A 25,812-nucleotide genomic window follows, 5' to 3' on the forward strand; every position below is an offset into this window, starting at 1 on the left:
GTTTTGCACATCTATATAGCACTCTGTGGGATTAGGTATAAAAAATGCCAGCGTTTGCTGGCATTTTTTCATCGTTCTCAGCATTAATTGAGATTATTGATTCTCAATTTTTGCCCAGGTATCACGTAGACCAACCGTGCGGTTGAATACTAGATTATCTGCTGAAGAGTCTTTCGAGTCTGCACAGAAGTAACCCATACGTTCAAACTGGTAACCTTTTTCTGCTTCTGCGGAAGCTAGGCTAGGCTCGACGAAGCCATTGATCACAACTAATGATTCAGGGTTGATAGTAGAAGCAAAATCTTCCGCTGCGCCTGGGTTTGGCACCGTAAATAAACGATCGTACAGACGAATTTCCGCTGGAAGAGCTTTATCAGCTGACACCCAATGAATAACGCCTTTCACTTTACGACCATCTGCTGGGTTTTTACCTAGCGTATCTGCATCGTAAGAACAGAAGATCGTTGTGATGTTGCCTTCGGCATCTTTTTCAACGCGCTCAGCTTTGATCACGTAAGCACCACGTAAACGAACTTCTTTACCTAGCACTAAACGCTTGTACTTTTTGTTCGCTTCTTCACGGAAGTCTTCACGCTCAATCCACAATTCACGCGTGAATGGCACTTCACGCACGCCCATTTCAGGTTTATTTGGGTGGTTGGCAACTGTCAAGTTTTCTACTGCGCCTGCTTCAAAGTTTTCGATAACAACTTTAACAGGATCCAGTACAGCCATTGCACGCGGAGCGTTCTCGTTTAGGTCATCACGAATACAAGATTCTAATGAACTAAACTCGATCATATTTTCTTGCTTCGTTACACCAATACGCTTACAAAACTCACGAATAGATGCAGGTGTGAAGCCACGACGACGCAGACCTGAGACAGTCGGCATACGTGGATCATCCCAACCATTAACCAGTTTTTCAGTAACTAGCTGGTTAAGCTTACGCTTAGACATCACTGTGTATTCAAGGTTTAAACGACTGAACTCGTATTGATGTGGACGGCTTTCGATCGTGATGTTGTCTAGAACCCAATCGTACAGACGACGGTTATCCATGAATTCAAGCGTACAAATAGAGTGCGTAATGCCTTCTAATGCATCAGAAATACAGTGCGTAAAGTCGTACATTGGGTAAATGCACCACTTATCACCAGTTTGGTGGTGCGTAGCAAAACGCACTCGGTATAAAACTGGATCGCGCATGACCATGAATGAAGAACCCATGTCGATTTTAGCACGAAGACACGCTTTACCTTCTTCAAATTCACCAGCGCGCATTTTTTCAAACAACGCCAAGTTCTCTTCAACAGAACGGTCACGGTATGGACTTGGTTTACCTGGCGCCTTTAGTGTGCCGCGGTATTCACGAATTTGCTCTGGACTTAGCTCATCTACATACGCTAAGCCTTTGTTAATCAATTCAATTGCATATTCGTAAAGCTTATCGAAGTAGTTTGATGAGTAACATACTTCACCATTCCACTCAAAGCCCAACCAGTTTACATCTTTCTTGATAGACTCAACGTATTCGATGTCTTCTTTTTCAGGGTTTGTATCGTCGAAACGCAGATTACATTGACCCTGGTAGTCCTGAGCAATACCGAAGTTCAAACAGATAGACTTAGCATGACCGATATGCAGGTAGCCATTTGGCTCCGGCGGGAATCGAGTATGCACGCTAGTGTGTTTACCATCCGCTAGATCTTTATCAATGATCTGGCGAATAAAGTTTGATGGACGAGCATCAGCTTCACTCATCTATAGCACCTCAAAAATATTAGTATTGTCAGAGAAAACGGAACCCTGTATCCAAGTATGGTTTCACAGAGTACATTGTTCCTAATGATCCACAATTCTAAGCAATTAGACAACAAGAACTCGCTCTAAAACGACAATATTTATCGAGTTGGCGTGAAAGCAAAGCAGATTCAAAGGGCCTAAACGAAAAAAGGCCTCCTGCGGAGGCCTTTTGCGATGTTGTAGTATCAATTGTTTGCAATACCAATAACAAACAATCGCACCACTATTAAACAGTTAAGCTGGTAACTGAACACCACTTAAGTCTTCATCTTTAGATACATTCTTCATCTCACCAGCAACAATCTCTGCTAGTGGACCAAGGATAACTTGTAGGTTGTTTGTACCTAGCTTCACAACTCCCATAGCTCCAAGATCTTTCAGAGTTTTCTCATTGATAACGCTCATATCTTTCACAGAAAGGCGCAAACGAGTAATACAGGCATCGATAGAACTTAGGTTGTCATGACCGCCAAGTGCTTTCAAGTACTGACGAGCAAGCTCTGAAGAATTGCTTGATCCAGCCACGTTAGATGAAGCTTCTTCATCATCTTCACGTCCCGGTGTTTTAAGGCCAAACTTAACAATCACGGTACGGAACACGAAGTAGTAAACCGCAAAGAAACCAAGACCTTGTACAATGAGCATGTACCAGTTTACCGCTAGCGGGTTACGAGTCGACAATACTAAGTCGACTAAACCAGCAGAGAAACCGAAACCTGCAATCCACTGCATTGATGCCGCGATATAAACTGATAGACCAGTCAGCGCTGCGTGAAGAACGTACAGTCCTGGAGCAAGGAACATGAATGCAAATTCAAGTGGTTCTGTTACACCTGTAAAGAATGAAGCAAACGCAGCTGCAATCATGATAGATGCCACTTTCTCTTTATTCTTTGATTTCGCAGTATGGTACATCGCTAGAGCAGCGCCTGGTAAACCAAACATCATGATTGGGAAGAAGCCCGCTTGGTACATCCCCGTAACACCTACCGTTGCCGTGCCTTCAGCTAATGATTTCGCACCGCCAAGGAAGTTTGGAATGTCATTAATACCAGCAACATCAAACCAGAACACTGAGTTTAGTGCATGGTGCAGACCAACAGGAATTAGAAGACGGTTGAAGAATGCGTAAACACCTGCACCTGCTTCACCCATACCTTGAATGCTTTCACCAAAACTGACCAGACCGCCGTAAACTGATGGCCAAACGTACATCAGGATGAACGCAATAACGATACCAGCAAAAGACGTTAGGATCGGTACAAGACGCTTGCCAGAGAAAAACGCCAGTGCTTTGTGCAGCTCTACGTGAGAAAAACGGTTGTACAACTCAGCAGAAACAATACCAACCAAGATACCGACGAACTGGTTATTGATTTTACCAAATGCAGCAGGTACTTCACTTGGGTCAATGCCTTGAATTTGTGATACTGCACCAGGGGCCAAAAGCGTTGTGACAACTAAGAAGCCCACGAAGCCTGAAAGTGCAGCGGCGCCATCTTTGTCTTTAGACATTCCGTAAGCAACACCAACAGCGAACAATACTGACATGTTGTCAATGATCGCTGCACCAGCTTTAATAAGAAATGCAGCAAGTGCACTGTTTGCGCCCCAGCCATTTGGGTCGATCCAGTAGCCAATACCCATGAGTATTGCTGCTGCAGGAAGTGTGGCAACCGGCACCATAAGCGCCTTACCCACCTTCTGGAAGTATCCGAGAATGTTCACCTTAAGTTCCCCCTATAGGATTAGATGTTATGTTGAATGACTTATTTCAGCCGTCCAATTTAGTCATCCTAAGTTTATGATATTAATTTTGCTCCGCAAATTAAAAGCTCACCGTTTGTGATCATAATCACCACAATTTGCCCTTTCGGAAGGTTTTTGCTAGCGAGATCATAAAACTTATTTTATTATACGAAAAAATGGCGTTTTAAAGATAATATTCTCGCACTTTATGCAAGGCAGAATCAGTGTTATTTTGGTATCTAGGCGGGTAAATCACTGTAACTTTGCTCTGAAAAAGAATCATAAAAAACCATACAATTATTACTTTTCAGTGAGTTACTATGACAATAACATCGATAAAACGCGACTTGCTGTATGTGACTCGTTATCTAATTCAGTGATACAAACTAAGTACCCATATGACTGAAGCAGTCTCTACTTAGATAACGATATAGAAATTGAATTCTCATCTATAAGGACTAGCTGACTATGTACGCGCTAAGTAACTGTAAAATTTATACCGGTAGTGATGTTCTTACCGATCATGCGGTCATCATCGAAAACGATCTTATTCAATCTATTGTGCCGGTTTCTGAGCTACCTCAAAGCATCGAAGTAAAAGACCTTGCAGGCGCTAATCTAAGTCCAGGCTTTATCGATCTGCAGTTGAACGGTTGTGGCGGTGTAATGCTAAACGATGCAATTACCCCTAAAACCATGCAAATCATGCACCAGGCAAACCTCAAATCTGGCTGTACTAGCTTCCTGCCAACACTCATTACGTCATCTGATGAAGATATGCGAACTGCAATTGCCGCAGCTCGTGAGTACCACAACAAGTATCAAAATCAATCGCTTGGTTTACACCTCGAAGGTCCTTACCTTAACGTCGCGAAAAAAGGCATCCATAACGTCGATTTTATTCGCCCATCAGACGAAAGCATGATCGACCTTATCTGCGCAAACGCCGATATCGTAGCGAAAGTAACACTAGCACCTGAGCATAACGACCCAGAGCATATTGCGCGATTAAAGGCTGCTGGCATCGTGGTTTCAATTGGCCATACAAATGCAACCTACGCCGAAGCACGTAAAAGCTTTGAAGCAGGCATTACTTTTGCTACACACCTCTTTAATGCAATGACACCAATGGTTGGTCGTGAACCAGGAGTTGTTGGTGCAATTTACGATACTCCTGACGTATACGCTGGCATTATTGCTGATGGTTTTCACGTCGACTACGCAAACATCCGAATTGCTCATAAAATCAAAGGTGACAAGCTTGTTTTGGTGACGGATGCCACAGCTCCAGCAGGTGCTAACATTGATCACTTTATTTTTGTCGGTAAGAAAGTATATTACCGAGATGGTAAGTGTGTTGATGAAAATGGCACGCTAGGCGGCTCAGCTTTGACAATGATTGAAGCAGTTCAGAATTCAGTTGAGCACGCGGGGATCGCTTTAGACGAAGCTCTACGAATGGCCACGTTATACCCAGCAACAGCAATTGGTGTTGAGGATCGCCTTGGCCGAGTTCGAAAAGGGATGGTTGCAAACCTGACTATTTTCGATCGTGACTTTAAAGTAAAAGCGACGGTTGTTAACGGACAATACGAGCAAAATTAAGCATGAATGGCGGACAGATTGGTAATGTAGATTTAGTAAAACAGCTTAACAGCGCTGCGGTATATAGGCTGATTGATCAGCAAGGTCCTATCTCCCGTATTCAAGTCGCGGACGTGAGTCAGCTCGCGCCTGCTAGTGTTACCAAAATAACCCGCCAACTTTTAGAGCGCGGCCTTATTAAGGAGGTCGCCCAACAAGCTTCAACTGGTGGTCGTCGTGCGATCTCTTTGACTACTGAAGTCAAACCTTTTCATTCGATTGCCGTTCGCTTAGGTCGAGATTACGTACAGTTCAGTTTATACGATTTAGGTGGCACCGCGCTGGCAGAAGATCAGCATGAATTGCACTACACTAACCAAGCAGACTTAATCGCAGGGCTTATCGATTTATTAAAAGATTTCGTAAGCCGTTGCGAAGACAAAATTGATCAACTCATCGCTATCGGCATCACTTTACCGGGCCTTGTTAACCCAACAACTGGCGTGGTCGAATACATGCCTAATACCGATATCGATAATCTTGCTCTCGGTGAAATTGTTGGAGAGAAGTTTAATACAGCATGCTTTGTTGGCAACGACGTACGTGGCATGGCGTTGGCTGAGCACTACTTTGGAGCAAGCCAAGACTGCCAGGATTCTATTTTGGTTAGCGTCCACCGCGGTACTGGCGCAGGTATTATCGTTAACGGCCAGGTTTTTCTTGGTTTTAACCGCAACGTCGGTGAAATTGGTCATATCCAAATTGACCCGCTTGGTGAGCAATGCCAATGTGGAAACTTTGGCTGTTTAGAAACCGTAGCTGCAAACCCAGCGATTATTCAACGAGTGAAGCAACTGATTACTCAAGGATACGAATCAAGCTTAACCGACCTTGAAAACATCACAATTGAAGCGGTATGTCAGCACGCAATGAATGGTGATGAACTTGCGAAACAGAGTTTAGTGCGAGTGGGCAACCAGCTAGGTAAAGCGATTGCGATTACGGTTAACTTATTTAATCCACAGAAAATTGTAATTGCTGGCGATATTACTGCAGCACAAGATATTGTTTTCCCTGCAATTCAACGCAATGTAGAGAACCAATCTCTTAAAACTTTCCATAACGACCTCCCTATCGTGGCTTCTCACATTGATAAGCAGCCAACGATGGGCGCATTTGCGATGATTAAACGCGCTATGCTGAACGGAGTTTTGTTACAAAAGTTACTGGAAGACTAAGTTTATACAACCAATTGAGTTACAATCTCGGGCTGTGTTTTCACAGCCCGTTTTTGTATATCAGGAATACAGCTTAACAGTATGGAAATTATTCTAATTACAGCCGCTTTTTTAGCTGGTTTTATTGCGCTTAAATGCAGCCTCCCTCCCCTCGTTGGTTTTCTACTAGCTGGATTTGGCTTGCATGCATTTGGTTACCAAAGCAATGACGTTATCGTCACTCTCGCAGATCTTGGTGTTACTCTTCTTCTGTTTACTATTGGACTCAAACTCGATGTAAAAACCCTGCTGTCCAAAGAAATATGGGGAGGGGCAACCGCCCACAACATACTCTCTACCGCTTTTTTTGCCCTAGCGTTATCCGGCTTAAAACTACTGGGCTTGACTTCGCTAGCCAGTATGGACGGCAGCCAAATCCTGCTTTTAGCTTTTGCACTATCGTTCTCTAGTACCGTTTTTGCCGTAAAAGCATTGCAAGAAAAAGGCGAAATGAACGCGACCTACGGCACACTCGCGATCGGTATCTTGGTTATGCAAGATATTTTTGCCGTAGTATTCCTGACTGCTTCAACCGGAAAAGTCCCAGAATGGTATGCCATCGGTTTGTTCGCACTGCCTTTCCTTCGTCCTCTATTCTATAAGCTGCTCGATAAAGTTGGCCACGGCGAAATGCTAGTGCTATTCGGTATTTTCTTCGCGCTTGTTATCGGTGCTGGGCTATTCGAGTTGGTCGGGATGAAACCAGACTTGGGCGCGCTAATTTTAGGCATGCTACTCGCAGGTCACCCAAAAGCCTCAGAACTATCCAAGTCATTATTCAATATGAAGGAGCTCTTTTTAGTCTGCTTCTTTTTAAACATTGGTTTATCCGCCTCATTGAGCGTGAATGGCGTCGTTCTCGCCCTGCTATTTATCTTACTGCTACCAATCAAAGGACTCTTGTACTTCGTTACTATTAATCATTTTAAGTTTCGAGTACGTACCTCTTTGCTCGCCTCTTTATCACTATTTAACTACAGTGAGTTTGGTCTTATTGTTGCAGGGTTGGCCTATAAAATGGGCTGGATGCCAAGTGATATGCTTGCTGCGATTGCGGTTGCGGTGTCGGTATCCTTTGTAATTTCCGCGCCACTTAACCGCCTTAGCCATAAAATTTATCAACATTCAGGTAAGTGGCTGCAAGAGACAGCGGTAGAAAAGCTCAATCAACGCGACCAACTCATCAACCCAGGTCATGCCCAAGTATTGATCTTAGGTATGGGGCGTATTGGGACGGGCGCTTATGATGAGCTACGCTCACGCTATGGCAAAATTTCATTGGGTATAGAAATTCGTGAAGACGCTGCACATCATCATCGTTCAGAAGGAAGAAATGTTATTTCTGGTGATGCCACCGACCCGGATTTCTGGGAGCGAATTTTAGATACAGGTCATGTAAAACTGGTTCTGCTTGCAATGCCACATCATCAAGGTAACCAAACAGCACTTGAGCAGCTTAAACGCAGAAAATATAAGGGGCAAATTGCCGCTATCGCCGAATACCCAGATCAATTGGAAGGCTTACTTGAAAATGGCGTTGACGCAGCATTCAATATTTATAGTGAAGCTGGTAGCGGTTTTGCTCGACACGTCTGTAAACAACTTCAACCTAAATTCACACCAATTAAATAAGCAACAGCACTGATATTTTTCGGAAGGCTTTCTATTGATAGAAAGCCTTTTTTGTATAGTTTTTATACCAAACCTTGACCTCATTCACCAAAACAACGGTTGAGTTAAATATTTTCCATACAACAAGGCCTTTTATCATTTTTTTAATCACAAAACGTTGCTTTTTTTATTAGTAATGGCAAATTTAAACCATACCGATTAGAAATTGTTTAGTTTAGTAAGGATGTAGTATGTGTTCAGTATTTGGCATTTTAGACATTAAAAGCGATGCAGCCGCATTGCGCCCTATCGCATTAGAGATGTCGAAAAAACTTCGTCACCGTGGCCCAGACTGGTCTGGGATTTACTCTTCAGAGCGTGCTATTTTAGCGCACGAGCGCTTGGCGATTGTTGGTCTAAATAGTGGTGCACAGCCGCTATACAGCCCTGATAAGAAGCTCATCCTTGCCGTCAATGGTGAAATCTACAACCATAAAGAAATTCGTGCTCGTTACGAAGGAAAGTACGAATTTCAAACCGATTCAGACTGTGAAGTCATTCTTGCACTTTACCAAGATATGGGTGCAGATCTCCTTGAAGAACTAAACGGTATTTTCGCTTTTGTGCTCTACGACGAAGAAAAAGATGAGTATTTAGTCGGACGTGACCATATTGGTATTATCCCTCTTTATCAAGGTCACGATGAGCATGGTAACTACTATGTGGCATCAGAGATGAAGGCTCTTGTTCCAGTATGTAAAACAGTAAGTGAATTCCCTCCTGGTAGCTATTACAGCTCTAAAGATACTGAGCCAACACGTTACTATGTTCGTGACTGGAACGAGTACGCAGCAGTACAAGGTAACAGCACTAGCAAAGAAGAATTGACTGAAGCGCTAGAAGCGGCTGTTAAACGCCAACTAATGACTGACGTGCCTTACGGTGTACTTCTTTCGGGCGGTCTAGATTCTTCTATTACATCTGCGGTAGCAAAACGCTTTGCAGCGATGCGTATTGAAGATGATGAAAAGTCTGAAGCTTGGTGGCCTCAACTGCACTCTTTTGCTGTTGGCCTAGAAGGCGCGCCTGACCTGAAAGCCGCTCGCGAAGTTGCCGACCAAATTGGTACCGTTCACCACGAAATGACGTACACGATTCAAGAAGGTTTGGACGCGATTCGTGACGTGATTTACCACATTGAAACGTATGACGTGACGACTATCCGCGCATCAACACCTATGTTCTTAATGGGTCGTAAGATCAAAGCGATGGGTATCAAGATGGTATTGTCTGGTGAGGGCGCTGACGAAATCTTTGGTGGCTACCTTTACTTCCACAAAGCGCCAAACGCGAAAGAGTTCCACGAGGAGACTGTGCGTAAACTGCTTGCTCTGAACATGTTCGACTGTGCTCGTGCTAACAAGTCGCTGGCAGCATGGGGAGTTGAAGGACGCGTACCTTTCCTAGATAAAGAGTTCATTGATGTAGCAATGCGCTTGAACCCAGCAGACAAGATGTGTGGCAACGGTAAAATGGAGAAACACATCCTTCGTGAGTGCTTCGAGCACTACCTGCCAGAATCGATCGCATGGCGTCAAAAAGAGCAGTTCTCTGATGGCGTTGGCTACAGCTGGATCGATACGCTGAAAGAAGTAGCAGAACAGAAAGTGACAGACCAGCAGATGGAAACAGCTCAATATCGATTCCCATACAACACGCCAACGACAAAAGAAGGCTACGTGTACCGTGAAATCTTTGAAGAGTTATTCCCACTTCCATCAGCAGCAGAGTGTGTACCAGGAGGCCCTTCAGTAGCGTGTTCTTCAGCGAAGGCGATTGAATGGGATGAATCGTTCCAAAACTGTGTTGACCCATCAGGTCGTGCAGTACAGACCGTTCACAACGACTCATACTAATTCTCTACGATAAAGATAAGGGTTGGTTCGTCCAACCCTTTTAAAACAGACAAAAAATTAGATACGATCAAAAAGAGGTGCTTTTGCACCTCTTTTTATGTTTGATGGAATTAGGCTATTTTAAATCTAAATCACTATTGTCTATGCTGACAGGCACACGCTTGGTGATCATCTGAACTAGCATAATTGAGCGTTTCTCACCATCTTGTTCTTGGAAGATGGCATCTATGCCCGCAAATTGACCGCTTTTAACTCTAATTTGATCGCCTGGTTTTGGCATGCATTCAGAAACGGTATTGTCATTACAACACTTTTCTAGCTGCATCAATTCGAAGACCAAGTCACCTTGAACTTCTTTCGGTTGAGCACCAAAACGCACAAAGTCAACAACACCTCGAGTAGAGCGGACTGAGGTGAAGTTTGGCCCTTGCTCATAATCAAAGTAAGCGAATACGTAACAAGGAAACAGCGGTTCCTCGACTTTTTGTCTTTTACCGCGCAAAATCTTCTCAACTTCTACAGTTGGATAAAAGCACTCTACACCTTGGTTTTCAAGGTGTTGTTTCGCCCTAACCTGCTCCCCACGTTTACAATAAAGTAGATACCAACGTTTCATCTTTTTACTAGCCAATTCTATTTTGTTTTTATCCTAGCATTAAGCCAAAGTTGAGTCATTGATATTCAGTTTATCTATAAAAGTATGATTATACATCGCTCGCATTAACGAAATTTTTCAGCAACTTACGACAAAGAAGTCCATAGGCAAAAATGGAAATTAAGTTTGTAACACAACCAATACACCATCATATAATCTGCAAATCTAATCAAAAACAGCCACTTAACAAACAAAAATAGTTGAATGGCAAAATTTTATTATTTGTCACTCGTTGAATTGCATTGTATACGTAGAAGTCGTTAAAAAATGTAATAACTATTATTAGAAGAGCTTATGTCAAACCAACATCAATATTTTGGTCATCCACGTGGCCTGTTCTTATTGTTCGGTACTGAACTGTGGGAACGCTTTTCTTACTACGCAATGCGTGCCATTCTCGTGCTTTACCTCACCGATACAACAATGAACGGCGGCCTTGGCTGGTCAACCAAAGACGCATTAGACCTATACGGCATATACACAGGGCTTGTGTATATCACGCCTCTTATTGGTGGATACCTAGCAGATAACTATTTAGGTCAACGTCGCTCAATTTTGCTTGGTGGCGCGTTAATGGCCATCGGCCAGTTTACTCTTGCACTTCCTGCTGATGCTTTAGGTATTGGTTCGCTACACAGTTTCTATTTAGGCCTTGGTTTACTTATCACTGGTAACGGTCTCTTTAAGCCAAATATCTCAACCATGGTTGGCGACCTTTATCAAGAAGGTGACAACCGTCGTGACGGCGCATTCACTATCTTTTATATGGGTATCAACTTAGGTGCATTACTTGCCGGCGTCGTTTCTGGCTCTGTGACAACCTCTTACGGTTGGAAAGCAGGCTTTGTTGCCGCTGGTGTGGGTATGCTGGTTAGCCTAGTGATGCAAATGGTACTGGCTCAATCATGGCTTGGTGATATTGGTCGCGAACCAGCGGCGAAACGAGATCTAAACAACAAAAACGCCACCACGAAGCAGCCACTCACCAAAGAAGAAGTGAATCGACTAAAAGTAATTCTGGTCATGAGCTTATTCACTATTGTCTTCTGGGCAGGCTTTGAACAAGCTGGTGGTCTGATGAACATCTACACTCAACAATATACTGATCGCATGATTGGTGGTTTCGAAGTTCCTGCTGCGTGGTTCCAATCACTAAACCCATTTTTCATTATTACTCTAGCGCCAGTTCTGGCTGTCCTTTGGGTAAAATTGGGTAAACGTGAACCTACTTCGCCAGTGAAATTTGCGATGGCACTATTTTTCTTGGCGATTGGTTTCCTTTGTATGGTTGGCGCAGTGCTAGAACAAGGTGGAGATACAACAGTAAAAACATCGATGTTATGGTTGGTCGGCGCTTTCTTCTTCCACACATTAGGCGAGCTGTGTTTATCACCAATTGGTCTTTCATTGGTGACTAAATTAGCACCGCTTCGCTTAGCTTCACTTATGATGGGGGCATGGTTTGGCTGTAATGCGATTGCTAACTATGTTGCGGGCTATGTGGGCTCTCACGTAGGCGAGTTAGGCGCTATGGCTATCTTTAGTGGTATTGCGGTCAGCGCAACCGTAAGTGGCGTAATTTTGCTCCTATTCTCTAATACACTCGTTCGCTGGATGCATGGCGCTGAAAATACGCACAGCACGGCAGAGCAAGTAGAAGAGCAGCAAGTACAAGTTGCTTGATCGCTCAACTAAACGTAGAAAGGGTCGCTATTGCGACCCTTTTTTGTATCTAAAGTTTAGATTGAACTAACTCAACCATCATCTCGATATGAAGTTCACTATCGTTCAAACAAGGGATGTAGGTAAAGTTTTCGCCACCAGCTTCAAGGAAAATCTCTTTACACTCTTCAGAGATCTCTTCCAACGTCTCTAAACAATCTGACGAAAATGCAGGGGTCACAACATTAATATTTTTCACACCCTTTGCAGGAAGTGCTTCTAGGGTCTTATCGGTATAAGGTTGAAGCCACTCTTCTCTCCCAAATCGGGACTGATACGTCATGCCAATTTGTTGTTCGCTTAAACCTAACGCTTCCCCAAGCAAGCGAGTCGTCTCTTCACAATGCTGTGGGTAAACATCACCATTGTCAGCATAGCGTTTTGGAATACCATGATAAGAACACAGCAGGTAATCTCCCTGACCATTCTTTTGCCAATGTTCACGAACTGAATGCGCTAACGCTTCAATATATTTCGGGTGATTGTAATAATCACGAATAAAGCTAAAGCCTGGCATCACAGGCAGGTTCTTAAATGCTTTAGTGATTCCGTCAGAAACCGCTGCCGTTGTTGTGCCCGAGTATTGCGGATACAACGGTAAAACAATGACTTCATCAACGCCTTGCGCCAATAGGGCTTCAAAGCCTGATTGCAAACTTGGGTTACCATACGTCATACCAAGTTCTACAGGTATATCAAGCTTTTGTGCTAACTTTTCCGTTTGGCGTTTAGAGTACACCATCAACGGCGAGCCCTCTTCCATCCATACTGATTGATAGAGTTTGGCAACTTTAGGAGCTCGGATAGGAAGGATAACGCCGTGCAATAGTGGACACCAAAGCCATCGAGTCATGTCTACCACTCGGTGATCATGAAGAAACTGACTTAAAAAGCGCTTTACGGCAGGAGCGGTTGGTGCGTCAGGAGTTCCCAGGTTAACTAGGAGTACACCCTGTTTATTATTCTCTTTCATAACATCCTATTCATGGTAAACGGCTTGGTTCATATATTTAAGTAACCTCGAAGTAACGAATAGCCGAGCTGAAGTTAATTAGATATATGTTTACGAGTAAACTAAAAAAAGCGACCACTTGGGCCGCTTTCAATATATCAAAATATTAAATTTTTGACTTCAGCAAATTAAGATAGTGCTTTCTCGATATCCGCACTAACTTCAGCTACTTGCTTAGTACCATCAAACTTAAGGTACTTAGTCTTGCCTGCTTCAGCTTCTTTGCCGTAGTAGTTGATTAGCGGTGCAGTTTGCTCGTGGTAAACACCTAGACGAGCACGTACTGTTTCTTCTTTGTCGTCATCACGAACAACAAGATCTTCACCAGTTACATCATCTTTACCTTCCACTTTAGGCGGGTTGTAAACCACGTGGTAAGTACGACCAGAAGGAAGGTGAGCACGACGACCAGCCATACGCTCAACAATTACATCGTCTGCAACGTCAAATTCGATAACGTAGTCTACGTCTACGCCCATTTCTTTTAGGCCGTCAGCTTGAGGGATAGTACGTGGGAAACCATCTAGTAGGAAACCGTTTGCACAGTCTTCTTGAGCGATGCGCTCTTTGATAAGACCAAGGATGATTTCATCAGAAACTAGCTGACCAGCGTCAATAACAGCTTTGGCTTGTTTACCAAGCTCTGTACCTGCTTTGATAGCAGCACGAAGCATATCACCAGTAGAGATTTGTGGAATACCGTATTTTTCCATGATGAAGTTTGCTTGTGTGCCTTTACCTGCACCTGGAGCACCTAGAAGAATGATGCGCATGATTTATCCTCTTTAATATTTAAGATTTATACCGAAGCTCACAATAGCTGACCTCTTAGACATCAAACCTGAGAAGCACCTGCAACGATAAGTTTCGGTATAACGTATATAGGCGAGCAAAAATACACGCCTTATTACTCACATTCAAGTCGCAGATTCTATCACAGGTTCTCTGAGCAAAGAGTGTATTAAGACTAAAGAATGTTAACAGTACCCTCTTTCACGCCCTATTGATTATTAACTCAGCACTTGAGATGCAAAATTTTGCGACAACAAACAAAAAGCTCGCGAAATGCGAGCTTTTTGATTTGCAGAGGTTATTACACCTTAGTCAAAAGTTGATTAACGGCTCCTAAGAACTCTGTTGGATCCTCAATAGAGCCTCGCTCCGCTAGCATTGCCTGACCAAGCAGAACTTCAACCCAGCGACCAAACGCTTCTTCATCGGCTTCGTCAGCCATACGCTTAACCAATTCGTGCTCAGGGTTTAGCTCAAAGATGTATTTCACTTCCGGCACAGCTTGACCAGCTGCCGCAAGAAGCTTCGCCATTTGAGTGCCCATTTCGTAATCGTCCGTTACCACAACAGCAGGCGTGGATGCGAGTTTGAAGGTCGTACGAACTTCTTTCACACGATCGCCTAGGTAAGACTTCGTGCGCTCTACAACCGACTTAAACTCTTCTTCGGTTTCTTTTTGCTTCTCTTTTTCTGCTTCATCTTCAAACTGACTTAGATCAAGCCCAGCCTTAGTGATTGACTGGAACTGTTTACCATCAAACTCAGTTAAGTAGTTCATCAGCCACTCATCAATGCGGTCGTACATCAAGATAACTTCAATGCCTTTCGCTTTGAACTGTTCTAAGTGAGGGCTGTTTTTCGCAGCTGCATAGCTGTCTGCCGTCAAGTAGTAGATCTTATCTTGACCTTCTTTCATGCGCTCAACGTAAGACGCCAAGCCCACAGTTTGCTCAGAAGAATCCACTTCAGTTGAAGCAAAGCGCAATAAACCTGCAACTTTCTCTTTGTTTGCAAAGTCCTCCGCAGGGCCCTCTTTCATCACAAGACCAAACTCTTTCCAGAATGATTGGTATTTCTCTTCGTCATTCTTGGCCATACGCTCGAGCATCGTTAGCACGCGCTTAGTACAAGCATTACGTAGAGACTGAGTCACTTTATTGTCTTGTAAAATCTCACGCGATACGTTTAGCGGTAAATCGTTTGAGTCTATTAAACCACGTACGAAGCGTAAGTATGACGGCATAAATTGCTCTGCATCGTCCATAATGAATACGCGCTGTACGTACAGTTTCAAGCCTGATTTGTGGTCGCGGTTCATCATATCCCAAGGTGCTTTCGATGGGATGTATAGTAAGCTCGTGTAGTCGTTTTTACCTTCTACACGGTTATGACTCCAGACCAAGGGATCGGCAAAGTCATGTGATACGTGCTTGTAGAACTCTTGATACTCTTCTTCTGAAATATCAGATTTGTTACGCGTCCACAGTGCTTGGGCTTTGTTGATTTGCTCCCACTTTTTCTCATCTGTTTCCTTGCCTTCGTCATCACGAACGACAGTTTGGATTGAAACAGGAATGCCGATGTGATCAGAGTACTTACTGATAACGTCACGTAGACGCCACTCATTCAAAAACTCTTTACCCTCTTCACGCATATGAAGAATGATGTCGGTACCACGTGACTCTTTGGTAATGTTTTCGATGGTGTACTCACCTTCACCCGCTGAGTGCCATTGTACCGCTTCATCAGCGGCTAGACCCGCAGCGCGAGTGCGCACGGTAACGGCGTCAGCAACGATAAATGCCGAGTAGAAACCAACACCAAACTGACCAATAAGCTGAGAGTCTTTGCTCTGCTCTTCAGATAGCTTTGAGAAAAACTCGGCTGTTCCAGATTTTGCGATTGTACCTAAGTGCTCAATCACATCATCACGGCTCATACCGATACCGTTATCAGAAATGGTTAAGGTATTTGCGCTTTCATCAAACGACAGTTTCACGCAAAGGTCTGCATTACCTTCGTATAGATCTGGGTTAGATAACGCCTGAAAGCGCAGTTTGTCTGATGCATCTGATGCGTTAGAGATCAGCTCGCGCAAAAAGATCTCTTTATTTGAATAAAGAGAATGGATCATTAAATGCAGTAGTTGTTTTACTTCTGATTGAAAACCACGAGTTTCTTTATTTTGAGATACGGTTTCGCTCATGTGTGCTCCATAACATCTAAACTAATTGGCTTTTTCATAGGGACAAGTTTGTGACTTTCCCCTTGAAATCACCTTACCGAGATGTCATTTAACATGTGGCTGACAAATGTAAATTCAAGGTCAATATTGCTAAAAACGGTGTTTTTTTAGAAAATTTTAATTATCCTACCCGTCTAAAAGCATCTAAAATGTCGTGCGCACTCCAAGCGCCCCGGTAATTTTGTGACATAAATCACCATAATTACAACATCATCCATCTAAGAAGAACTAAATGACTAACATTGGCACCAAATTTCTACTTGCTCAAAGGTTCACCTTTGATCCAAATAGTAATTCGCTCGCTGACCAACAAAACGGCAACGACGTTGTACGATTAGGAAGCAACGAAAGCCGTATACTTCTGATGTTGGCAGAGAGACCAAACGAAGTTTTAACCCGTAACGAGCTTCACGAGTTTGTTTGGCGTGAGCAAGGTTTTGAGGTGGATGACTCAAGCCTGACTCAAGCGATTTCTACTCTGCGTAAGATGTTGAAGGATTCAACAAAATCTCCAGAGTTTGTTAAAACGGTACCTAAACGTGGCTACCAACTCATTTGTTCAGTGGAACGCTTGAGCCCATTTTCTACTGACTCTAACACTGACGCTGAAGAAACCGCTTCTGAACAAGAAGCGCCAGCAGTGGAGTTAGAAGCGAGCGATATGCTACCGACAGAGGTAGTGACCGATACTACTGCTGATATTGAGCCTCAAGTAGAGCCGACTAAAACTCAGCCGAAGCCAGCATCTAACACGATTAACTGGCTACCGCGTGTCATTATCTTTTTGTCTCTGCTGCTTCCTGTTTGCGTATTGTTATTCACGAACCCTGCGGAATCCCAATTCCGTCAGATTGGTGAGTATCAAAATGTACCAGTGATGACACCTGTAAATCACCCTCAAATCAACAACTGGTTGCCCTCAATAGAGCAATGCATTGAGCGCTACGTGAAGCACCATGCAGAAGACTCGTTGCCAGTGGAAGTGATTGCCACTGGCGGACAAAATAACCAGCTGATTCTGAACTACATTCATGACAGTAACCACTCTTACGAGAACGTAACACTGCGTATTTTCGCAGGTCAAAACGATCCAACAGACATCTGTAAATAAAGGAGGCCAATATGAAGATTAAATTAGCATCTGCGGTTTTGGCCGTATCCGTTCTTTTCAGTAGTTGGTTGTATTGGGGAAGTGACCTAAAAGTGGAGCAGCTCCTCACAGCAAACGAATGGCAGTCGACCATGGTGACAGTCATTACAGACAGCTTGCCTGACGATACTGTCGGCCCACTACGCCGAGTTAATGTTGAATCAAACGTGAAATATCTCCCTAATGGTGACTATATTCGCGTAGCAAATATAAAACTATTCGCTCAAGGTTCAACCGCAGAATCAACGATAAATATCTCGGAAAAAGGCCGCTGGGAAGTAAGTGACAACTATTTGTTGGTCTCGCCTTCGGAGTTTAAAGATATTTCATCTTCTCAATCAAAAGACTTTTCCGAAGCACAGCTACGTTTGATTACTCAAATTTTTAAGCTAGATGCGGAGCAAAGTCGTCGTATTGACGTCGTGAACGAAAAAACACTCTTGCTCACTAGCTTGAACCACGGTTCTTCGGTACTGTTTAAAAACTAATTTTGATTGGATGATAAGGGGGCAAGACGCCCCCTTTGTTTTGCTTATGGATTGGCTAGATACCACTACTCTCTTTTTCGGTTCACTAATCGCCAACACGCTGGCTTCACTTTCTGGTGGCGGAGCAGGCTTGCTTCAATTCCCTTTACTCATCTTTCTCGGCTTACCGTTCTCCGTTGCGCTAGGCACACATAAGGTGGCTTCGGTCGCTTTAGGCTTAGGCGCAGCAAGCACGCATTTGAGATCAGGCACTATTAAATGGAAAATCGCGCTCTACCTTATCTTGTCCGGTAGTATTGGCGTGATTTTAGGGGCTAACTTAATTGTACAGATCCCTGATGGTATCGCGGAAAAGATGCTCGGCACGATGATCCTAGCGCTAGGTATCTACTCGCGATTTAAGACATCGCTAGGCCAAGCTGAAGTAATACGTAACCGTCATCCTATCGGTTGGGTTATTGGTGGAATTGGCTTACTGTTTATCGGCATCATCAACGGATCTCTTACCGCAGGTTCTGGTTTGCTCGTGACACTATTTTTGGTGCGCTGGTTTGGTTACGACTACAAACAAGCCGTTGCTTACACCATGATTTGTGTCGGCCTGTTTTGGAATGGCATTGGAGGCATTGCCGTCGTACAGGCAGGGGCCCCTATTCACTGGGCTTGGATGCCTGTTTTATTGTTAAGCTCATTTCTAGGCGGCAGTTTAGGCGCATGGGCCGCGACTCGATACAGTAACAGAGTGATTAAAGTTGCATTCGAAATTCTCACGTTTGCCGTGGGCATCAAGTTGCTGGTTTAAAAAGATTAAAAGGAAAGTTTCATGGATAAAGCAATCATTGATATTTATTACTGCCGCCAGTGCAACTGGATGTTGCGTTCAACTTGGCTATCGCAAGAATTACTGCATACTTTTAGTGAAGAAATAGAAACAATCAGCTTACACCCAGACACAGGTGGTCGCTTCGAAATTTTCTGTAATGGCCAGCAAATTTGGGAACGGAAAAAAGACAGCGGCTTTCCTGAAGCCAAGGTGCTAAAACAGCGCGTTAGAGACATTATCGACCCAGAACGCGATTTAGGACATTCAGACACAAAATAGGGAGCAATTCGCTCCCTATTTTTTTACTTAGTAAAACCGTTAAATCATGGTTTGTGCTAATACTTCGCCTTCTGGCGTTTTTACCGTTAGCTTATTGTCTTCTAGAGTACCAAAGCTTCTCGGTAAGCCATTACGTGGGAATGTCATCGAGCCTGGGTTGAATATAATGGCTCCATCTTGCATCTCTGCGACGGGAACATGTGTATGACCGTGGGCGATGATATCACCTTCACGTAGTGGCGGCCGTTTTTCAGAGTTGTACAAGTGACCATGAGTCAAAAAGATTCTCTTGCCAGATTCAAGTAGCACCCATGAGTAATCCATCATCATTGGAAACTTCAATAGCATTTGGTCCACTTCACTATCACAGTTGCCACGTACAGAAATAATTTGATCACTGTATTGGTTCAATAAGTCTGCTACCTGTGGAGGGTTGTAGCCTTCCGGAATAGGGTTTCGCGGCCCATGGTTTAGCGTATCTCCTAGCAAAATCAGGTGGTGCGCACCAGAGGCCAGAAATAGCTCAATGGTTTCTTTAGTTGCTGGCAAAGAGCCATGCAGGTCTGAGGCAAAAAATAGTTTCACGACATTGTCTCCTCAAAAAGTATGAGGTCATTCTACGGCATTTTTTTAGCAGCTCAACCTACGACGGTTTGAATACTACTGATAGCGCAATGATTCAATGACCATAGGCAAAACATAGAACCATGCTGCATACGCTGTTCCAACCAACACCAGTATCCAAAACACCATCGACATAAACTTTGATTTGGCTAGATGGTGCAGCGGATCGGGCTCTCCGCATCCTGGACATGCATGAGCGCGTTTTGAGATTTGTTTCTCACACACGGGGCAAGAGACTAAAGGCATGATACAGATTCCTCGACATTAGGCTTAGGGCGCAAAGAATAATGGTGAATTAACACATATGCAACCTAACATATATTAAATATTTTAGTTCTTTGTAACAGTCGCTGACTTGAGAAAAAATTCGTTGATTTTTCATTTATATCAACCTATTACACTTCTTCTCGCACCATACCGTTGATGACAATATTGTTATAACTCACCATCCCAATGACCTCGCCACTTTCAATGACCGGCGCTCTGCTTATGCCAAATCGCTCAAACAAACGTGCACAATATTTTACGTTCATATCTGGTTCGACACACAAAGCGGGCTTGGTCATGATTTCATAAATATTTGTGCGCTGAGGAGAACGATTATTCGCCAGCACCTTTTTGGCGATATCATTCATCAACACGATGCCATATTCATCATTATCATCTCGCTTTTTCACCACCAGCGCTTTGACTTGGTATTTTTTCGCTAGCGTTATGCCTTCGTATACGGTCATCAGTCCATCAACCATTACATACGTTGCCGCCATAACATCTCGAACTCTAATTATCGTTTGATCACTCATAATTCATCCTCGACTACTTTGGTCAATGTCTCGACTTGATGCGCGACACCGACTGCATCTTCAATATCGATCTGAATAGCAATCCCCTGTCCCGACTCTCTGTCAAATTCACCAACCTCATTAATGGTCTCTAATATGTGTCGAGATAGATGTTCCTCGACCACAAACAGCAGCACATCTTTTTGCACTTCTAGCGTTAAACCAAAAAACGTTCGCTTTTGATTTAAACCTTGCCCGCGAGCATTGTTAATCACTGTTGCACCGGTCGCACCAGCATCGCGTGCAGCGTCCAACACCTTGTCTGTTTTGCTGTCTTCAACAAACGCAAGTATCAATTTAAAGCGCATTTTCTTCTTCCTCCGAGACGTTTTTATTCAGCCACTGGGTTATTTGCGCATAGCCCATCACAGAGATCATAGGAAATAGACTGGCAAACGCGATCAAGCCAAAGCCATCAATCATTGGGTTTCTTCCAGGGACGGTCGAAGCGAGCCCTAACCCTAATGCAGTTACAAGTGGGACAGTGACGGTAGAAGTTGTTACGCCTCCAGAATCGTAGGCGAGTGGAACAATAAGCTTAGGAGCGTAAAACGTTTGAATCACAACGACGATGTAACCCGCGATGATGTAATAATGAATGGGATCGCCCACGACAATCCGGTAACTACCTAATGCAATACCAATTGCCACCCCAAACGCAACGGCTACGCGCAAGCCGTTAATACTGATACTGCCTCCAGAGACTTGGTTTGCTTTTATCGCTACAGCGATTAAAGAAGGCTCTGCAATCGTGGTACTAAAGCCTATAAAAAAGGCGAAGGTGTAAACCCAATAATAGTCGACCCACATTAAGGCTTTCCCTACCGATACTTTAAACTCTTGTAAAAACTCCGGCGCCGTTAATTGCACAGCCATCGTCTCCCCAAGTGGAAACAATGCCATTTCTAATCCAAGTAAAAAAAGAGCTAGCCCGAGAATCACATAAACGAACCCAAGCAAAACTTTCTTAAGGTTGCTAACAGGACGCCTTAAAACCGCTAACTGAAAACCAAAAATAATGCTGGCGATGGGAACGACGTCTCGAACGGTCGATAATAAAGTGTCTAGGAAATGATCAATTGAAATCATGTTACGACCATTCCGTAAACCATCACAAACATCATCGGTAACAGCGAGGCAAAAGCGATTAAACCAAAGCCATCCACCATAGGGTTGCGCCCTTTAATAGAAGACGCTAGACCGACGCCCAGTGCAGTGACCAAAGGTACTGTTATGGTGGACGTGGTTACACCTCCGGAATCGTAAGCAACGCCAATAATGGCTTCAGGTGCAAACCACGTCAGTATTACAACGCCGACGTAGCCGCCGATGATCATGTAATGAATTGGCCACCCTTTTAAGATACGCAAAACGCCAATAACGATAGCGATCCCCACAGAAAGTGCCACCGTTACTCGTAGCCCTTGTCCATAATCCTGCATGGACTGCTCTGAGTTAGCGATCATTCCGCCCTCTGCCGCAACTTCTGAGGCTTCTTCCGCTACCGCGGTCAATGCAGGTTCAGCTATCGTGGTGCCAAACCCCAAACAAAACGCAAAGACTAATAACCAAAACACGCTGCCTTTTTTTGCAAAGGCTTGAGCCATACTCTCTCCGATAGGAAAAAGACCAAGTTCTAGGCCAAAGATAAAAAAGGTTAATCCTAAAACGACAAGCAACAAGCCAAAAAGAATGGAGACCAGGTTGGGCAGCGGCTCTTGCAAAACGACTAATTGAAAAAAAGTGATAACAATGATGATGGGTAATAAGTCACGAGCACTATTGAGGAGCGCTCGAAAAAGCGCAACAAATGCTTCCATGCCTATCCTCCTTGATTATGCAAACTGATTACGCTCGTTCCAATGAGCGATAACTTTTAGTCTGGCATAGATTTCACTCTTCTACCGTGAATGCACTAGCGCCATCTATAACATTTAGTTACATATTTTCTAATATGTGAAGTTAATAGCCTCTCTGTCAGCTTGTCACTATCCCAGAAATAATGGTGTTGAGATGATCAAGCTAAGCACAAAACGACTATAATGTTCTAATACGTGTACATTCAAAGAGATAACATGAAGATATTACTCACAGGTGGCACTGGGTTTATTGGCTCGGAGTTGCTCAAGCTGCTATCAACTCACCAGGTTATGCTACTTACACGCTCTCCAGAGCGAGCAAAACAACGCCTACAGCATGCTGATCTGGGTAATATCGAATACCTTGACTCGCTCGAGTCGTTCGCCGATCTCAATCACGTTGATGCCGTCATTAATCTTGCAGGTGAGCGTATTGCGGATAAAAGGTGGACCAGCGAGCAAAAAGAAAAAATCTGCAAAAGTCGTTGGAAAATTACCGAGCAAATTGTTGAGCTGATCCACGCTAGTACCGAACCTCCTTCTGTTTTTATTAGTGGCTCGGCAGTTGGCTACTATGGTGATCAACAAGATCATCCGTTTGATGAGTGCTTACATGTTAATAGCGACGGCTTTCCTCACGAGGTATGTGCAAAGTGGGAGCAAATAGCCAAGCGCGCAGAGTCGGAACAAACTCGGGTTTGTCTAATGAGAACTGGCGTGGTACTCGGCCTTAATGGTGGTGCGTTGGCAAAGATGCTATTACCTTACAAGCTTGGCGTAGGCGGCCCACTTGGGAACGGTAATCAGTACATGCCTTGGATTCACATCCTAGATATGGTCCGCGCCATCATGTACTTGCTTGAAACACCACATGCCCACGGTGCATTCAATATGTGCGCGCCCCACCCTGTGACTAATCGTATATTCAGCGGCACACTAGCTAAAACGCTAAAACGTCCGCATATCTTGTTCACGCCTAAATGGGCGATGGAACTCCTAATGGGAGAATCTTCCTGCTTGTTGTTTGATAGCATGAGAGCCAAACCCAAAAAACTCACCGAACTGGGCTTTAAATTTAGCTACTCCAGAATAGAGCCAGCACTCAAGCACTTGCTTCATGAACGGAGCTGATGAATGATGGCTCTAATCAATGTTTCTGAGTCTTAAATTAAATTATGAAAAAATCGATTCTCATTACGGGTTGTTCAACCGGCATCGGTTACGTGTGCGCTCACGCCCTACAAAACAAGGGATTTAATGTCATTGCATCTTGTAGGAAAGAACAAGATGTCCAGCGCCTAATTAATGAAGGGCTAACCTGCATCAATCTAGACCTAAACAGCCCAGAAAGCATTTCTTCGGGCGTGAAGCAAGCGCTAGAGTTAGCAGAAGGTAAGCTTTACGCAGTGTTCAATAATGGTGCCTATGGTCAGCCCGGAGCACTGGAAGACTTACCCACCGAGGCTCTTCAAGATCAATTTCAGACCAACTTTTTTGGTTGGCACCAGTTGGTCAGAGAAGTGCTTCCTCATATGCGCCTGCAAGGCGAAGGACGCATCATACAAAACAGTTCTGTTCTTGGTTTTGCCGCAATGAAATACCGTGGTGCCTATAATGCATCAAAATTTGCCTTAGAAGGCTGGACAGATACGCTCAGGCTAGAGCTTGCGGATACGAATATCAAAGTGGCATTGATAGAACCAGGACCGATCGAAACTCAATTTAGAAACAATGCATTACGAGCCTTTGAGAAGTGGGTTGATATTGAATCTAGCCCCCATCGTCATGCTTATGAAGGACAAAGAGAGCGACTCAACAACGACAAGTCTAATAATCGATTTGTTTTGCCTGCAGAGTCTTGCATCGCACCAGTTCTTCATGCATTAACTAGCGTTTCACCGAAAATTCGTTATCGAATTACTACACCGACTAAATTATTCGCAGTCTTGAAAAGACTATTACCAACCCATGTACTTGATAAAATTTTGCGACAGGCTGCATAAAAAAGTTTTGTCGAAATGTAATTTCACCGTAACAATGTGATGTCATTATGAACATGTAGGTTAAAAAAACCTCAACTAAACGAATCAATTTCTACGCAATTCAGCGGGGATTCTTTCGCCCAAAGTGATTGAGTTGCTTAGATTTGGTATCGCCACCCATTACGTTTTGTAGCAATGTTTATACTACTGCGAGGCAACAATGACATTAAATCAGCTTAACTGGCTTAGTGTGGGTGTAGTGTTGACCATGTTCATCCTATTTTGATACCGCACTAACAAATAGCATTAGAATTGCGCTGCTTCGGCAGCGTTTTCTTTTTATCTAACACCTGAGCAGCAATAACCTCACTCTATTACCTCACGTTTTCTCAAAATAGAATGATTCATTATTGATGGTGAATGTCGCTTGAATTTCACCTAAATCAACTCCATATCTAATATCAACGACAAGACACAAGGCAAGGATACTCTGATGCAATCCCCATTTATCGTTGAGATAACAGAACAGAACTTTCGCGAAACGCTTGAAGGATCAATGAACACGCCCGTTTTGATCCACTTTTGGGCCAACGCTCAGCCAGAAAGCGCACAGATACTCCCTGAGTTGCAATCTCTTGCTCAACAGTACAACGGTGCATTTACGCTTGCTCTACTAAATTGTGAAGATCAGCCCGCTTTAGCGTCTCAATTTGGCGTGCAAGTATTGCCAACTATCGCGCTGTTTATAAATGGTCAAGCCGTCGATGGTCTGGGAGGCCCCCAGCCAATTGATGCCATTGCTACCATGCTACAAAAGCATTTGCCAAGCCCAGATGAACAACTATTAAAACAAGTCAGTGAACTTCTTCAGCAAGGTGAGCATGCTCAGGCTTTGAGCATCATCCACACTTTGCCGCCAGAGCTGCAAGAGCGTGGTGATGTGAAACTCGCGATGGCTGATTGTTTGCTAGAAACCAAACAATTTGATATTGCCCAAGAACTACTGAACGCTATCCCTCTCGAGTATCAAGATAACTACTACAAGAGCCTAATAGCCAAGCTCGAGCTGCATTTGCAGGCTGCAGATAGCCCTGAGTTACAGCGACTAGAACAAGCATACGCAGCAGACATGGCAAACTTCGAACTCGCTTGTGAATTGGCGGTACAATACAACCAAGTTGGTCGGGATGAAGAAGCGTTGGAACTGCTGTGGAATATTCTTAAAAAAGACTTGGGCGCCCAAGACGGTGACGTGAAGAAGACTTTTATGGATATTCTCAGTGCGCTAGGTCAAGGTAACGCATTAGCAAGCAAATATCGTCGCCAGCTTTACTCAATTTTGTACTAAGCGCCGCATTCTTCTAAGAATAAGACAACAAAGGCCGGGATTTCCGGC

24 protein-coding genes are annotated in these 25,812 nt (G+C 43.8%); 12 read left to right on the forward strand and 12 right to left on the reverse strand.

Annotated elements, in window-relative coordinates:
* Nucleotides 1–93: 93 nt before the first annotated feature.
* Both glnS and nagE read right to left on the reverse strand, forming a co-directional pair.
* Nucleotides 94–1,764: a glutamine--tRNA ligase gene (gene glnS, locus R7P67_RS15920; protein ID WP_262652579.1), complete on the reverse strand. Its 1,671-nt coding sequence runs from the start codon at nucleotides 1,762–1,764 to the stop codon at nucleotides 94–96.
* Nucleotides 1,765–2,040: 276 nt separating this feature from the next.
* Entirely contained in the window at nucleotides 2,041–3,534 is a 1,494-nt protein-coding gene (gene nagE, locus R7P67_RS15925; RefSeq protein ID WP_005384985.1) for an N-acetylglucosamine-specific PTS transporter subunit IIBC, read from the reverse strand.
* Between the two features lie 489 nt (nucleotides 3,535–4,023).
* On the opposite strand from nagE, the gene nagA reads away from it, so the two are divergent.
* From nagA to asnB, 4 genes are all read left to right on the forward strand, one after another.
* Nucleotides 4,024–5,160, forward strand: a complete 1,137-nt coding sequence (nagA, locus tag R7P67_RS15930; protein ID WP_151514582.1) for an N-acetylglucosamine-6-phosphate deacetylase — start codon at nucleotides 4,024–4,026, stop codon at nucleotides 5,158–5,160.
* A gap of 2 nt (nucleotides 5,161–5,162) precedes the next feature.
* A complete protein-coding gene (gene nagC, locus R7P67_RS15935) occupies nucleotides 5,163–6,377 on the forward strand; it encodes a DNA-binding transcriptional regulator NagC (protein WP_005382105.1) in 1,215 nt (404 codons plus the stop codon).
* An 81-nt stretch (nucleotides 6,378–6,458) separates the two neighbouring features.
* Complete coding sequence (locus R7P67_RS15940; RefSeq protein WP_047102890.1) at nucleotides 6,459–8,048, forward strand: cation:proton antiporter family protein; 1,590 nt, start codon at nucleotides 6,459–6,461, stop codon at nucleotides 8,046–8,048.
* Between the two features lie 230 nt (nucleotides 8,049–8,278).
* The gene (gene asnB / locus R7P67_RS15945) at nucleotides 8,279–9,943 is read left to right on the forward strand and encodes an asparagine synthase B (RefSeq protein ID WP_005384979.1); all 1,665 of its coding nucleotides are present in this window, start codon (nucleotides 8,279–8,281) and stop codon (nucleotides 9,941–9,943) included.
* 115 nt (nucleotides 9,944–10,058) lie between these two features.
* Here asnB and rfaH read toward each other — a convergent pair whose 3' ends face one another.
* Nucleotides 10,059–10,559 (reverse strand): transcription/translation regulatory transformer protein RfaH, encoded by a 501-nt coding sequence (gene rfaH / locus R7P67_RS15950; RefSeq protein WP_005382098.1) that lies wholly within the window; start codon nucleotides 10,557–10,559, stop codon nucleotides 10,059–10,061.
* Nucleotides 10,560–10,892: 333 nt separating this feature from the next.
* Here rfaH and R7P67_RS15955 point away from each other — a divergent pair, with 333 nt between their 5' ends.
* Nucleotides 10,893–12,281 (forward strand): peptide MFS transporter, encoded by a 1,389-nt coding sequence (locus R7P67_RS15955; RefSeq protein WP_005382097.1) that lies wholly within the window; start codon nucleotides 10,893–10,895, stop codon nucleotides 12,279–12,281.
* 49 nt (nucleotides 12,282–12,330) lie between these two features.
* Here R7P67_RS15955 and hemH read toward each other — a convergent pair whose 3' ends face one another.
* The 3 genes from hemH to htpG all read right to left on the reverse strand — a co-directional run bounded on the left by hemH (nucleotide 12,331) and on the right by htpG (nucleotide 16,330).
* Nucleotides 12,331–13,293 (reverse strand): ferrochelatase, encoded by a 963-nt coding sequence (gene hemH, locus R7P67_RS15960; protein ID WP_017819956.1) that lies wholly within the window; start codon nucleotides 13,291–13,293, stop codon nucleotides 12,331–12,333.
* A gap of 167 nt (nucleotides 13,294–13,460) precedes the next feature.
* The gene (gene adk, locus R7P67_RS15965) at nucleotides 13,461–14,105 is read right to left on the reverse strand and encodes an adenylate kinase (RefSeq protein ID WP_005382094.1); all 645 of its coding nucleotides are present in this window, start codon (nucleotides 14,103–14,105) and stop codon (nucleotides 13,461–13,463) included.
* Nucleotides 14,106–14,425: 320 nt separating this feature from the next.
* Complete coding sequence (htpG, locus tag R7P67_RS15970) at nucleotides 14,426–16,330, reverse strand: molecular chaperone HtpG (RefSeq protein ID WP_017819957.1); 1,905 nt, start codon at nucleotides 16,328–16,330, stop codon at nucleotides 14,426–14,428.
* 271 nt (nucleotides 16,331–16,601) lie between these two features.
* On the opposite strand from htpG, the gene R7P67_RS15975 reads away from it, so the two are divergent.
* Genes R7P67_RS15975 through R7P67_RS15990 form a run of 4 tightly spaced genes read left to right on the forward strand, consistent with a single transcriptional unit; the run spans nucleotide 16,602 to nucleotide 19,109 of the window.
* Nucleotides 16,602–17,480 carry a transcriptional regulator gene (locus tag R7P67_RS15975; protein ID WP_213962900.1) on the forward strand — a complete coding sequence of 293 codons (879 nt, stop codon included), beginning with the start codon at nucleotides 16,602–16,604 and terminating at the stop codon, nucleotides 17,478–17,480.
* Between the two features lie 11 nt (nucleotides 17,481–17,491).
* Nucleotides 17,492–18,007: a transmembrane regulator ToxS gene (gene toxS, locus R7P67_RS15980; protein WP_005382091.1), complete on the forward strand. Its 516-nt coding sequence runs from the start codon at nucleotides 17,492–17,494 to the stop codon at nucleotides 18,005–18,007.
* Nucleotides 18,008–18,053: 46 nt separating this feature from the next.
* Nucleotides 18,054–18,809, forward strand: coding sequence for a sulfite exporter TauE/SafE family protein (locus R7P67_RS15985; RefSeq protein WP_042523148.1), 756 nt, complete (start codon nucleotides 18,054–18,056; stop codon nucleotides 18,807–18,809).
* Between the two features lie 21 nt (nucleotides 18,810–18,830).
* Entirely contained in the window at nucleotides 18,831–19,109 is a 279-nt protein-coding gene (locus tag R7P67_RS15990; protein ID WP_005382088.1) for a SelT/SelW/SelH family protein, read from the forward strand.
* Nucleotides 19,110–19,148: 39 nt separating this feature from the next.
* Here the strand turns inward: R7P67_RS15990 and yfcE are convergent, their stop codons facing one another.
* The 6 genes from yfcE to R7P67_RS16020 form a co-directional block, all read right to left on the reverse strand.
* Nucleotides 19,149–19,694 (reverse strand): phosphodiesterase, encoded by a 546-nt coding sequence (gene yfcE / locus R7P67_RS15995; RefSeq protein WP_017634822.1) that lies wholly within the window; start codon nucleotides 19,692–19,694, stop codon nucleotides 19,149–19,151.
* A 75-nt stretch (nucleotides 19,695–19,769) separates the two neighbouring features.
* Nucleotides 19,770–19,979: a hypothetical protein gene (locus R7P67_RS16000; RefSeq protein ID WP_005382086.1), complete on the reverse strand. Its 210-nt coding sequence runs from the start codon at nucleotides 19,977–19,979 to the stop codon at nucleotides 19,770–19,772.
* Nucleotides 19,980–20,128: 149 nt separating this feature from the next.
* A complete protein-coding gene (locus tag R7P67_RS16005; protein WP_005382085.1) occupies nucleotides 20,129–20,536 on the reverse strand; it encodes a CBS domain-containing protein in 408 nt (135 codons plus the stop codon).
* Nucleotides 20,533–20,883: a P-II family nitrogen regulator gene (locus R7P67_RS16010; RefSeq protein WP_005382084.1), complete on the reverse strand. Its 351-nt coding sequence runs from the start codon at nucleotides 20,881–20,883 to the stop codon at nucleotides 20,533–20,535. Before R7P67_RS16010 ends, R7P67_RS16005 begins: the two co-directional genes overlap by 4 nt.
* Nucleotides 20,873–21,664 carry a DUF1538 domain-containing protein gene (locus R7P67_RS16015; protein ID WP_205390755.1) on the reverse strand — a complete coding sequence of 264 codons (792 nt, stop codon included), beginning with the start codon at nucleotides 21,662–21,664 and terminating at the stop codon, nucleotides 20,873–20,875. Before R7P67_RS16015 ends, R7P67_RS16010 begins: the two co-directional genes overlap by 11 nt.
* The gene (locus tag R7P67_RS16020) at nucleotides 21,661–22,395 is read right to left on the reverse strand and encodes a DUF1538 domain-containing protein (protein ID WP_213876700.1); all 735 of its coding nucleotides are present in this window, start codon (nucleotides 22,393–22,395) and stop codon (nucleotides 21,661–21,663) included. Before R7P67_RS16020 ends, R7P67_RS16015 begins: the two co-directional genes overlap by 4 nt.
* A gap of 255 nt (nucleotides 22,396–22,650) precedes the next feature.
* Between R7P67_RS16020 and R7P67_RS16025 the strand changes: the two genes are divergently transcribed.
* The 3 genes from R7P67_RS16025 (at nucleotide 22,651) to R7P67_RS16035 (ending at nucleotide 25,764) form a co-directional block, all read left to right on the forward strand.
* Nucleotides 22,651–23,565 (forward strand): TIGR01777 family oxidoreductase, encoded by a 915-nt coding sequence (locus R7P67_RS16025; RefSeq protein WP_213912467.1) that lies wholly within the window; start codon nucleotides 22,651–22,653, stop codon nucleotides 23,563–23,565.
* Nucleotides 23,566–23,609: 44 nt separating this feature from the next.
* Nucleotides 23,610–24,437, forward strand: a complete 828-nt coding sequence (locus R7P67_RS16030) for an SDR family oxidoreductase (protein ID WP_213912466.1) — start codon at nucleotides 23,610–23,612, stop codon at nucleotides 24,435–24,437.
* 472 nt (nucleotides 24,438–24,909) lie between these two features.
* On the forward strand, nucleotides 24,910–25,764 hold the full coding sequence (locus R7P67_RS16035; protein ID WP_005388628.1) for a co-chaperone YbbN: 855 nt from the start codon (nucleotides 24,910–24,912) through the stop codon (nucleotides 25,762–25,764).
* Nucleotides 25,765–25,812 lie beyond the last annotated feature (48 nt).

The sequence above is a fragment of the Vibrio sp. Vb0937 genome (assembly GCF_033338855.1).